At 34.5% G+C, this 12374-nt stretch carries 11 protein-coding genes, 1 tRNA gene and 1 pseudogene; 8 read left to right on the top strand and 5 right to left on the bottom strand.

What is annotated here, in order from left to right; all coding sequences use genetic code 11:
* The first annotated feature begins 8 nt into the window (after positions 1-8).
* From JG738_RS04835 to JG738_RS04815, 5 genes are all read left to right on the top strand, one after another.
* A complete protein-coding gene (locus tag JG738_RS04835) occupies positions 9-1112 on the top strand; it encodes an FtsW/RodA/SpoVE family cell cycle protein (RefSeq protein WP_201338620.1) in 1104 nt (367 codons plus the stop codon).
* A 39-nt stretch (positions 1113-1151) separates the two neighbouring features.
* Positions 1152-1228 (top strand) — tRNA-Ile (locus JG738_RS04830).
* 196 nt (positions 1229-1424) lie between these two features.
* A complete protein-coding gene (locus JG738_RS04825) occupies positions 1425-1718 on the top strand; it encodes a hypothetical protein (RefSeq protein ID WP_201338619.1) in 294 nt (97 codons plus the stop codon).
* A 138-nt stretch (positions 1719-1856) separates the two neighbouring features.
* Positions 1857-3092: a Wzz/FepE/Etk N-terminal domain-containing protein gene (locus tag JG738_RS04820; protein ID WP_201338618.1), complete on the top strand. Its 1236-nt coding sequence runs from the start codon at positions 1857-1859 to the stop codon at positions 3090-3092.
* Positions 3089-4447: a UDP-glucose/GDP-mannose dehydrogenase family protein gene (locus JG738_RS04815; protein WP_201338617.1), complete on the top strand. Its 1359-nt coding sequence runs from the start codon at positions 3089-3091 to the stop codon at positions 4445-4447. Before JG738_RS04820 ends, JG738_RS04815 begins: the two co-directional genes overlap by 4 nt.
* Positions 4448-4609: 162 nt before the next feature.
* Here JG738_RS04815 and JG738_RS04810 read toward each other — a convergent pair whose 3' ends face one another.
* Positions 4610-5545: a DDE-type integrase/transposase/recombinase gene (locus JG738_RS04810; RefSeq protein WP_236583226.1), complete on the bottom strand. Its 936-nt coding sequence runs from the start codon at positions 5543-5545 to the stop codon at positions 4610-4612.
* Between the two features lie 182 nt (positions 5546-5727).
* Between JG738_RS04810 and istA the strand changes: the two genes are divergently transcribed.
* Together istA and istB are read left to right on the top strand one after the other, a co-directional pair.
* Positions 5728-6816 (top strand): IS21 family transposase, encoded by a 1089-nt coding sequence (gene istA, locus JG738_RS04805; protein ID WP_201336910.1) that lies wholly within the window; start codon positions 5728-5730, stop codon positions 6814-6816.
* The gene (gene istB / locus JG738_RS04800; protein WP_370583672.1) at positions 6788-7600 is read left to right on the top strand and encodes an IS21-like element helper ATPase IstB; all 813 of its coding nucleotides are present in this window, start codon (positions 6788-6790) and stop codon (positions 7598-7600) included. Before istA ends, istB begins: the two co-directional genes overlap by 29 nt.
* A gap of 256 nt (positions 7601-7856) precedes the next feature.
* Here istB and JG738_RS04795 read toward each other — a convergent pair.
* Positions 7857-9059: pseudogene (locus JG738_RS04795) on the bottom strand (IS256 family transposase).
* Between the two features lie 198 nt (positions 9060-9257).
* On the opposite strand from JG738_RS04795, the gene JG738_RS04790 reads away from it, so the two are divergent.
* Positions 9258-9545 (top strand): GIY-YIG nuclease family protein, encoded by a 288-nt coding sequence (locus JG738_RS04790; protein WP_255536105.1) that lies wholly within the window; start codon positions 9258-9260, stop codon positions 9543-9545.
* A gap of 104 nt (positions 9546-9649) precedes the next feature.
* On the opposite strand, the gene JG738_RS04785 is transcribed toward JG738_RS04790, so the two are convergent.
* From JG738_RS04785 to JG738_RS04775, 3 genes are all read right to left on the bottom strand, one after another.
* Positions 9650-10960: an ATP-binding protein gene (locus JG738_RS04785; RefSeq protein WP_201338615.1), complete on the bottom strand. Its 1311-nt coding sequence runs from the start codon at positions 10958-10960 to the stop codon at positions 9650-9652.
* Between the two features lie 127 nt (positions 10961-11087).
* Positions 11088-12158, bottom strand: coding sequence for an ATP-binding protein (locus tag JG738_RS04780; RefSeq protein WP_201338614.1), 1071 nt, complete (start codon positions 12156-12158; stop codon positions 11088-11090).
* Positions 12100-12270: a hypothetical protein gene (locus tag JG738_RS04775; protein WP_201338613.1), complete on the bottom strand. Its 171-nt coding sequence runs from the start codon at positions 12268-12270 to the stop codon at positions 12100-12102. Before JG738_RS04775 ends, JG738_RS04780 begins: the two co-directional genes overlap by 59 nt.
* Positions 12271-12374 lie beyond the last annotated feature (104 nt).

The raw sequence follows: 12374 nt of genomic DNA, 5'->3' as shown, positions 1-12374 counted from the left end.
AAAAAGCTATGTTTTGGATTGATAGAAGAATATTAACACATTTTGATTTTGTTCTACTCTTTTTGATTCTTCCACTTATGCTTCTCTCTAATTATCTTATAGCGGATGTCAATACACTTCTTGCTAAAAAGCAGATTGTCTACTATATTGTTGGATTTATCGCCTTTTTTGTGGCATTTTTGCTTCCTTTACGAGAATATCGATGGCTTATCCCGGCTATTTACTGGTTTAATATCTTGCTTCTTTTGAGCGTAGATATTTTTGGAGTGAGCAAACTTGGTGCAAAAAGATGGCTTGCAATACCTTTTACTCACTTTACCATCCAACCATCAGAGATTTTCAAACCCGCTTTCATTCTTATGCTAGCCTACATCATTCAAAACAATCCACCTCCGAAAGAGGGATATGGCTGGAGAGATTTTTTAAAAATATCTTTCTATATTCTCTTACCATTTATACTCATTGCAAAAGAGCCAGATCTCGGTACCGCAATGATACTGCTAATTATTGGCTATGGAGTACTTTTTGTAGTAGGAGTCAATTGGAAAATATGGGCTACTTTAGCAGTCCTTACCTCCCTTCTTGCTCCCCTATCATACAAATACCTTCTCCACGATTACCAAAAGCGGCGGATTCAAGACTTTTTGAGTGAAAAGCCAAGCTATCATGTCCAACAATCTATCATTGCAATTGGCTCAGGAGGTCTTACTGGAAAACCTACCCAAGAGGCAACGCAAACCAAACTACGCTTTTTGCCAATTGCCACGAGTGATTTTATCTTCGCATACTATGTAGAGCGCTTCGGATTTTTTGGAGCTGTCGCTCTTGTTTTGCTTTATGCTCTTCTTATACTCCATCTTTTTTCTATCTATTTCAAACTCAAAGGTGACTTTTTCACTCAAGTAGTAGCACTTAGCATATCTTTTTTGATTTTTACGTATATGAGTGTGAATATTGCTATGACTATAGGTCTTGCTCCTGTAGTTGGTGTACCCCTGCCCCTTTTTAGCTATGGTGGAAGCAGTTTTGTTAACTTCATGATACTCTTTGGACTACTTGAGCACCTGCTTGCATTTCGCTATAGATTTCTGTATAATTCCACACATGTTTGAGGGTGTGAGCATAGCTTACAAAACCTCTCTTTACAAAATGGGCTCGTAGCTCAGTTGGTTAGAGCAACCGGCTCATAACCGGTTGGTCGCAGGTTCGAGTCCTGCCGAGCCCACCAAGCATTCTGAAAAAATCTGTTGGCTCCAACTTCAAGCCCTACCAAGTACCATAAACTAAAGCTCATATTCTATAGCGGATAGAAAATTCTTCTACAGTTCTATATTTAGCTTTGTTATATTCTACAAAGTAATATTTTTTAAAAAATTTTATGTATAATCTCTTTTGCCTATTGGCATCTAATTTTAGGAGGTAGCATGAAAAGAGTATTGACGATAATAATTACATTGGGTCTTCTTGGAACTAGCTTGGTTGCAAAGCAAAATAACGGGAAAAAAAGTGACATCAGCAAAGTCAAAGCGGCAAAAATCGAAAAGCTCGAAGCAAAAAAAGAGATAATAGAAAAGAGAATTAGCTGCATCAAGGATGCAAAAACTCGCAAAGAGATTAAAGAGTGTGAGAAGAAATATCCACTGGTCAAAAGAACAAAAAAAATGAAAAAAACAAAGAAGCAAAATAGAAAAAAAACTCAAAGCCCAAAGGCAAAATAACTTCATTAGAAGGCTTAGATATCCGAGCCTTCTAATTTCTCAAATCTTCATTGATATCAAGTTTATTCTTTTATTTATCTAACCTCACTTTAATTTTCATTTAGCTATTATAGCTTCAAAAAATTTCAAGGGATTTTAATGGAAGAGAAACAGCCAGTACAGCTTATTGTACAAAACTGTCCTACTGAAGAGGATGAGATAGATCTTTGGCAATTATGGGAAACAATCAAAAAAAATAGAAAAACAATTTTTAAAGTAACTGCAGCAGTTTTTCTCCTTGCTCTTATTTACATCTTCATAAAAACTCCACTTTATCAAGCAAAAACAGTTATGCAAATAGGCTATATTGGTGATAAACCGATTGAAAAAGCAAATATCGTTGCACAAAAGATAAAAACAGTCTTCTATGTAGACTCTCCTTTGCAAAAAAAAATAGATAAAGAAGCTTTCATAGAAAGTGTCAATCCTGTAAAAAAAGTAGATAAACTCATAGACATCACAGCTTATGGCATCTCTAATGAAAAAGCAGTGAATAAAATCAATGAAGTTTTAGAGTATGTCAGAAAAGATGAAAGACTTAAAATCGAGCATTTTAAAAAAGATATCCAAGCCCAAATAGATAAAACGCAAAGAGATATTGATAAACTCAAAATTGTTGATATTAAAAAAATAGATGATCAAATAAATCTTTTAAAAACACAAGATATTAAAAAAATTGATGAGAAAATAGAACTTATAAAATTGCAAAATTTAGCACAGATTGATGATAAAATTACTCTCTATCAAAAAGAGGTAATTCCTAACATAGAAAAAAAAATTGCAATAGCTCAAAAACAGATAGAAAAATTTGAAAAAAATATTCAAAATTTACAGGACAGTATCAAAAGTGCACAAGATAAAGCCTTTGTAGCCCTTACTCTCGTACAAATATCAAATTATCAAAATATGATCTACTCAAGACAACTAAAAATTAATGACCTTCAACTACAAAAAGAAAAAATTTTAAAAGAAACAATTCCAAATCTTCAAAGACAAAAAGAGAAAATTCTCAAAGAAACAATTCCAAATCTTCAAAGACAAAAAGAAAAAATTCTCAAAGAAACAATTCCAAATCTTCAAAGACAAAAAGAAAAAATTCTCAAAATTGAAATCCCAAAACTTCAAGATAACATCGAGTCGCTTCGCTACAAACTCACTGAAGCCTATATATCTCCTAGTAAATTTGTAGGAGATATTCAAACGTTTGACAAACCTACAAAACCGAAGAAAAAACTTATCTTGGTAGTTGCTTTAGTTACAGGTTTGATACTTGGAGTATTTTTAGTCTTTTTTCTTGAGTTTTTAAAAAGTGAACCAAAAAAGGAAACTGAATGAATCTAGCAATTGTAGGTACAGGCTATGTTGGGCTTGTTACAGGTGCATGTATGGCACAAATGGGTAATAATGTTATATGTGTAGACATTGATGAGAAAAAGATCGAAAAACTTAAAAAGGGAATAATACCTATTTACGAGCCGGGTTTAGAGGAGATTGTCAAAGAAAATTTCAAAATTGGTACTCTCCATTTTACAACTAATATCAAAGAAGCACTTGATAAAAGTAAAATAGTCTTTATTGCAGTAGGTACTCCTCAAGGAGAAGATGGCAGTGCAGATTTACAATATGTACTCGCCGTGGCAAAAGATATAGGCAGCTATATGACTCATCCTCTTATTGTAGTTGACAAATCCACCGTTCCCGTTGGCACTGCCGATAAAGTACGTGCAACAATTAAGCAAGAGCTAAAAAAAAGACTAGATAGCAGTGACATTTCTCAAGAAAAGTTTAATGAGCTTATGGAATTTGATGTAGTGAGTAACCCAGAGTTTCTCAAAGAGGGAGACGCAGTCAATGACTTTATGAAACCAGATCGCGTAGTCATTGGAGCAGACAATCCAAAAAGCATGGAAAAACTCAAAGAGCTATACGCTCCATTTACCCACTCTCATGAGCGATTTATTGGGATGGATATTAGAAGTGCTGAGCTTACCAAATACGCAGCTAACGCAATGCTTGCAACAAAAATCAGCTTTATGAATGAAATGGCTCGTATAGCTGAAGCTGTAGGGGCTGATATTAATAAAGTACGTGTAGGGATTGGAAGCGACAGACGTATTGGATATAGTTTTATCTATCCTGGGGTAGGCTATGGTGGCAGCTGCTTCCCAAAAGATGTAAAAGCACTCGAAAAGATTGCACTTGATGCTGGAGTGGAACCAAAAATTGTCAAAGCTGTTGAAGAGGTAAATAGAACCCAAAGAGAATATTTTCTCAATAAAATCCTCAATCGTTTTGGCCAAAATCTACAAGGAAAAACATTTGCAATCTGGGGATTAAGTTTCAAGCCCGAAACCGATGATATGAGAGAAGCTCCATCTATCACCATTATTAAAGCTCTTACCGATAGAAGCGCCAAGATAAAAGCTTATGATCCAAAAGCAATAGAAGAAGCAAAAAACTTTTGGCTTAAAAATATAAAAAATATAGAGTATTTTGATAACAAATATGATGCCCTTAACGATGCAGATGCAATGATACTCGTTACTGAATGGAAAGAATTCCGTAGTCCAGACTATTATGAAATGCAAAAACGGCTTAAAAATCCAATTATTTTCGATGGCCGTAACCAGTACAACAAAGAAAAACTCCAAAAGATGGGATTTGAATATCATCAAATCGGGGTCAAATAGCTTCAATTCAAGATGACACGATTTATCGTGAGATGTTGTGCATAATTTTTGTTTACTATGCTATAATCACATGAGTTATTACAACATAGGTTATTACTATGAAATTTTACGATAGAGAAATAGAGTGTATAAGTCCAATACATATGGCACTCTTTATGATTTTCAAGGAGGTATTGTACCCAAGATTAGATTAAGTGAATAGTGGGGTATTTTGGTATTGTAATCGATGAGCCATTTTGCTAATTTTTTATTGAATTCTTGTAAATCTGTAAAGAGTACATCTTCATAGTATTGAATAAACTGTTCTTGAATAGTTATATTAAATCTCTCATTGTGTGCATTCATTTGAGGACCCTTTGGATAGGTCCAGTAGTGTGTAAAGCCTTTTTGTTCAAGCAGAGCGTCAAACTCTTTTTTGAACTCACTGCCATTGTCAGAAAGAATTGCAAGTTTACGTTTTTGCTTGATAGAGGTTATTCCATCGATGAGAGCTTCAAAGGCGTATGCGGTATGTTTTGCTCTTTTAGATGGAATTGCTACTGCGAATGCAATGCGTGTGAGTGGATCTATCATAGTAAGGATATATCGTTTTATACCGTTTGAGACTATTTGGATAGTATCTACTGCCCAGAGTTCAAAGGGTTTGGATTTGAGGTTTTTTGGTTTTCTATTTTTTTGTTTTTTCTTTTTTGGTTTGACTCTTCCTTTTGTATCAATGCGATAGGGAAATATTCTCATTTTATCTGGTGCTTTTGCGATAATTCTTCCTATAGTGGACTCTGATGGAGTTTTAACTCCTTTTGCTTCACAAAAGGGTTTTAAAAGGTGATAGAGTTTTGCTTTACCGATGTTAGGATATACTTTTCTTAATCGTTTTATCTCTTTAATAACTTCTAGTGGAACGTTTGACTCTCTTACTCTTTTTGGTTTGCGTGATTTTGGATTTAAGGCTTTTATATCACCATTTGCATCATTGAAACTCTTTTTCCATCGAAAAAGCGTTCTTCTACTTACTCCAAAAGCCTCTTTTGTTGCTTCCAATCCATATTTTTTCCAAAAGTCGAGTATCTTTTTTCTTCTTGCCTCTTCGCTTATCATAAGCGAATTGTAGTATATCCTCTCTAATCTTTTATATCCTTCGAGCCCTGGCAATGTGTATTTGATTTGCACTCCTCACTATCTGTCACCTGCAATGTTAAAATACACCACAGACGCAAGATGAAAATGTACCATCCATGAGATGAGGAAATATAAGAGAATATAATCGCTTCCAAAAATATTTGGAGGCAATAGTGATTACATACGAGGAGTTTGTGATGGTACATACACTTTACAGACAAGGATACAGCATAAGAGCTATTGCAAGGATGACGGGACTTGATAGAAGAACCGTATCCAAAAGACTCAAAGAGGATAAGCTTCTGCCAAGAAAACCGAGAGTTTACAAATCGAAGCTCGATCCATACAAAGAGTATATAAAAAAGAGAATAGCTCAAGGGTTGCCGGATAAAATTCCTTCAACGGTAATATACCGGGAGATTACAGCAAAAGGGTATGAGGGGAAGATAAGAATATTGCAGGCGTTTATGAGCGGGCTTTATAAAGAGCATATGAGCGTAAAAGAGGAAGAGGTAGTGCGATTTGAGACAGATCCGGGCGAGCAGGCGCAAGCTGACTGGACGGTGATACGAAGAGGGAAGAATCCCATTTATGCCTTTGCGATGATTTTGGGCTATAGCAGATACGCATTTATCTGCTTTACAGACAATATGCGCTTTGATAGTTTTATAGATTGTCATAAAAAGGCTTTCGCCTTCTTTGGGGGAGTGCCTAGAACCATTCTTTACGACAACCTCAAAAGCGTGGTGATAGAGCATAACGCTTACGGGAATGCAAAACACAGATTTAATGAGAGGTTTTTGGATTTTTCCAAAGAGTATGGATTTATTCCAAAACTTTGTAAACCCTACAGGGCAAAAACAAAAGGGAAGGTAGAGAGAGTTATAGGCTATATGAAAGGAAACTTCTATATTCCTTTGAAAGCAAGACTCAAAAACTCTTCGCTTGTTATAGATACAAAGCTTCTTAACAGCCAGATATTTCAGTGGCTTGAAATTGTTCATAATAGAGTGCACGCAACAACGAAGCAAAAACCAAAAGAGCTCTTTATAAAAGAGCAAAAAGTTCTGCTGCCGCTAATAATTTCAGCCAAGCCAAAAAGCTTGCATAACAAAAAAGAATATGACAATTGCATAGATAAAAAGCTTTCCTTGTCAAATAAAAAGTATAAAAACAGCATAAACATACATAATACAGCTAAGAGTTCTTTAGAGGAGTATGATGCGCTTTTGGGAGTTTGCCATGCATAAAGAGATACACAGTATAAATGAACAGATACAAGAGTATGCTGCGCTTTTTAAACTTCCTGCCATTAAAGAGAGCTTTTCATCCATAGCGCAAGAAGCAGCTAAAAAGAATCTTTCATACAGCCACTTTTTGCTTGAGCTTTTTAGATATGAACATCAAAAGAAGATAGAGCGTTCAAAAGCAACAACACTGAAAATGGCAGGCTTTCCAAAAGTAAAGACCATAGAGATGTTTGATTTCTCATCTTCTGCGGTAGATAGAAATATTATTAATGAACTTTCTACTTTAAGATTTATAGAGAATGCCGAAAATATCCTGCTTATTGGACCAAGCGGTGTTGGGAAAACCCACATGGCCATAGCTTTGGGATATCTTGCTACACAAGCAAGAATAAAAACAAAATTCATCACTGCAGCAGATCTGCTTTTACAACTTGAGATTGCGCAGCAGACCAACAGGTTGCAGCACTATTTCAAAAAGGTTATCAATACGGTAAAACTCTTGATTATCGATGAATTTGGCTATATCAAGCTCAATGAAAACCAGGCCAATCTCTTTTTCCAGGTTATCAATAAACGGTATGAAATAGGATCAATTATCATTACAAGCAATCTATCTTTTACAAAATTCAAGGAGGTGCTCAACAATGATGAAGCGTTAACTACAGCAATACTTGATAGGCTTATTCACCATAGCCATATACTCAATATCCAAGGTGAAAGCTACAGGCTTAAGCAAAAAAGAAAAGCTGGTGTCCTTATTACTGGACTCGATAACAATTTTTAGTTTCAAAGTGGTACATTTTCACTTCGCATCTTGGTACATTTTTAGGTTGCACTTGACACTCTCCTTTGGAGAGTGCCAGATCTGAATGAACTTATGCAGGTTACGCTAAAAAGAGTTATTAATATCGTAACAATAATTAAAAAAGCCAATTATTACAACAAAAATCTTTCAAGTCTATTGATAACCACATCCGAAAAGATAATGTCAAGTATTGTTCGCAATTTTCTTCCCAGTGAAAAAAATATTTTATTGCATATCAAGCAGCTTTTTGTAGCTGTACCTCGTAAATTTCCATTACCTGCTGAAGCTTGTCAGGTTGTATATAGCTTCTTTCAATTTCCCAGTCCTCAGTATATTCCATCAGATATGTGGCAATGAGTCTAAGATAGGATTCTCTTGATGGAAATATGGAGACAACTTTAGATCTTCTTCTGATTTCCTTGTTTATCCTCTCAAGTACATTGGTCGAACTAATTCTCCTTTTATCAATTTGTGGAAAGTGATAAAATTGCAGTGAATCCTCCAGACCATTTTGAAGTGTTTCAATTGCTTCAGGAAACTTTTTACCAAATTCCTCAATAATCATCTGTGCAATTACCTGTGCATCTTTTTTATTCTCTTGCAGCCAAACAGTTTTTAGTTTTGCTGCAAATTTCTCTTTTGCCCTATGGGGAACATATGCCAGAATATTTCTCATGAAATGCACTTTGCATCTTTGCCAGGATGCACTAAGAAATGTTTCTTTAAAAGCTTTTTGAATGCCTAAATGCGCATCACTGATAAGCAATGCTATTTTTTGCAAACCTCTTGCTTGAAGCTTGTTAAAAAAGTTTTTCCAACTTTCTACGCTTTCATTGATAAAAGGCTCTATTGCCAATATTTCTCTTTTTCCTTCTAAATTTACACCATAAGCTATCATAATAGCAGTAGAAACAACTTTACCTTCATAATCTCTTACTTTCTCATACAAAGCATCAACCCATACGAATGGATACTCCTTTTGCAGCGGACGATTACGAAACTCTTTAACTTGCTCATCTAGCCCTTTATTGATTTGTGAAACCTGCGAAGCACTGATATTCTCAATTCCTAACTCTTTTGCCAACCGCTCTATCTTTCTTGTCGAGACTCCATTGACATAGGCTTCTTTTACCATTGCAATTAATGCCTGCTCACTTCTTTTTCTCTCTGTGATGAAAAAAGGAATATAGCCTCCTTTTCTGATCTTTGGAACCATCTTCTGCTTGCAGTGATGTGAACGTAGTGAAACGAAAATATACAGTGCCAAGTCTTGTATCAAACCTCCTTGGACGATATCCACTGAAATAGCTTTTCCTATCACTATTATGTTCCCCCTTTTAGCTCCAACTTTCATCTCGGACTCTATTTGCATCAGCTGCTCCATCATCCATTTCAGCATTGCAAGCAGTGGATCCTCTTCAAGCACAAATTGTGTCATTATCTCTTTAAATATTTTTAGCTCTTTTTTGCTATTATTGCTCTTAAATTGGTTTCCTCCTGTTTGTTTGATTCTCACTGGGAAGTCTATCCAACTCTCTTCTCTCTTTTCAATTCTCGAAATCTTGAAAAGCCCCCTAAAAAGTCTTCAAGCTAAATTGCGAACTAAAGTGTACACTATCTTCAAAAAAGAGCAAACATAAAACAAAGCTATGTCTATATCATGACGAGCATGAATCATCGTGCTGTTTATATTGGAGTAACCAGCAACTTGCTAAAAAGAATCTACGAACACAAAAATGGCTTGTGTGACGGATTTACTAAAAGATATCATTGCACAAAACTTGTCTATTTTGAAATTTTTGAAAATATCGATGAGGCCATCAAGCGAGAGAAATATCTCAAAGGCAAGAAAAGAGATTTCAAAATTGCATTGATAGAGAAGCAGAATCCCAAGTGGCGTGATTTGTATGATGACATATTGTAGATCTATTGCTATGTTTCTCTGTCATCCTGAGACTTTGTATTCCCGTCATCCTGAGGCTTTAGCCAAAGGATGTCTATCTTATATCGCATATCAAACGGCATAGATTACGAAAACAAAAGCCATTGAATAATATTTACAATCTCAACTTCTTCATTTTCGATATTCATTTTTCTACTTTCAGCCATGGTCAAAATCATCAGTTTTGCATCACAACGTAGCTCTTGTTTTGCTTTTATCAAGGATCTTATCTCTCTTTTGAGAGTTTTTTCGTCACTCAACGTTACGCTTACTTGGATAAGATGAGTCAAAAGTTCATTTTCTTTAATGAGAAAATCAACTTCATAGTGTTCTTTTGTCTTATAATAAAAAATCTCCTCATATCTTCTTTTTAATTCTAAAAATACGATATTTTCGAGCAGATCCCCCCTTCTTTTACCAACTTCAAATGAAACTCTTTTCGATAGCCCTGTATCTATGGAATAGACTTTTTTGGCGTTGGCCATCTGCTTTTTCAAAGACCAGTCAAACTTTTTGACAGTAAAAATCAAAAAAGCATTTTGTAAATATTCAAAATATTTCTCTATCGTTTCATAAGACACTTGTAAAATATTTTTTAACTTGTTGTTTGATACGAGATTTGAGATATTTGAGAGCAATAATATAGCTAACTGTTCCAATTTCAAAAAGTTGTCCAGCTTATATCTTGCAACGATATCTCTCAACAAAATAGAGTCAAAATAGCTTCTAAGCTCCGCTTTTTTGGTTTCGCTATCTTCTGTCAAAACTATTTTTGGGAACCCACCATAATTCATAAACTCTTCAAAAAGTCGCTCTATTTCAAGTTTATTAGTGATATATTCAAATTCATTTGCAACTCTTTTACCTTTAAAAGAGAGAAACTCTTTGAAACTCAAAGGATAGACCAAAATATCTAAATATCTGCCACTTAAAGAAGAGCCTATTTCCTTGCTCAATAGTTTTGAATTTGAACCGGTTGCATATAAAAAACTGCTTTTTAGTTCATACTCTTTTAATAACCACTTTTCAAATTCATCGATATTTTGGATTTCATCCAAAAAAATATGAGGTTTGCTTCGTGGATTTAAATAGTAAATATATGCATTTTTTATCTCTTCTAACAGTTCTAGATTTAAATAGGGAGCAAATCTAGGATCTTCAAGATTTACAAAAAGTATATTTTCTTTTGCGACACCTTCATTCAAAAGATTTTTTATGTGATTTATCAAAATTGTAGATTTACCACTTCTTCTTACACCTTTTAAAAAAATAATCTCTCCCGTTTTATATTTCTTATCTATTTCACTCTCATACTTTTCTCTTGAATAAGTAAAAGGCAATGGTCTATTCCAATAGTTCCATTCATTGAGAATTTCTATGATTTTTTCTTTTTCCATTTCTTATTCTTTCGTTATGATGAGTATTATTATACTATAATTACTCGTTATAATGAGAGATATTTGATAGATTCTTTTAGATATTTATCATAGATCTTTCGCTACGCTCATGATAACGAGACATTATTCACTTCTCTTCACTCTCCAAAAGCCATCTCCATAAAGGTTTGAGAAATATCTTGTAGCCTTGTGATTCGATGACTTTATCTTCATCTTTTGTGATCAGATATCCACTTTCACTACCTATATATCGCATTCCTTCAATCAATGATTGCACTTCCCTTTCCAAAATTTTCTTATCTTTCACATCATAACTGACATTAACAAGCATTTTACGATTAGGGATATAAAAATCCACCTCTCTTTTGCTTTTATAGTAGTAAATTTGTGAAAATCTTCTTCGTAAATGCAAAAAAACTACATTCTCATACAATTTAGAATAATCTGGCGAAAAGGTAGTATCGTAAATATAGTTGAATCCATTATCTACGATAAACACCTTTTTGGGATTCCTCTGCTCTTCTTTGACAGAACTTTTGAAAACAGATGTAGTAAAACAGGTATACGCATCGTTTAAATAAGCAAAATATTCGAAAAGCGTGTCTTTGGAGAGTCTGTATCCCATTGATTTGAAGTCGTTATAGAGTTTGGTAAAACTCACAAGTGTCGCTGGATTGGAAAAAAGATATTTTATGAGAAGCTTCAAAAGTGCGAGATTTTTGACTTTGTAGCGCTCTATGATATCCCTATACACTATCAAATCCACATAATCACGCAAAATTCTCGATTGGATATCTTCATCCTCTTCCAATACAATTTCAGGAAATCCTCTTTTAACAACATAAATTTGCAATGCATTTTTTATATGAGAGAGACTTTTAGAGGAATGGAGATTGATATCGATCTGCCTGAAGCGAAGGTATTCTTGAAAACTAAGTGGAAAAACTTCATAACTTATCGTCCTTCCCCGAAGTGATGTAGCAATCTCTTTTGACAAAAGTTTTGAGGATGAGCCAGTTATGACAATATTTGCATTCAAAGTATCATGAATACGCCTGACAAATTTCTCCCAATATGCAATTTCTTGAATCTCATCGAAAAAGAGGTAAATCTTCTCGTCTCGCTTATGTGGATAGAGTTCAAAATAGGCTTCTATACATTTCGTAAAGTAAATAGGTCTTACCTGATCTTCGCACACCTATTAAAGAGACAATTTTCGAAGTTTCTATTGGAAGTGTATATGCTCTAGGTATGATTTCAATCTCTTTTTCTTGAAAATCAACAATGAGTCTTTTGAAGAGTTCTTTCATATTATCCCTTTCTAAAGGGATAGTTTTACTATATTTTGTCCTCTTATACAAGGATAAATAGCAATATCAATCCCATTGTCACAAGACTCCATCATCATAAGGAA

Source organism: Nitratiruptor sp. YY08-26 (assembly GCF_016593215.1).
GTDB lineage: Bacteria > Campylobacterota > Campylobacteria > Campylobacterales > Nitratiruptoraceae > Nitratiruptor > Nitratiruptor tergarcus.
This window is presented reverse-complemented; position numbering and strand designations above follow the sequence as displayed.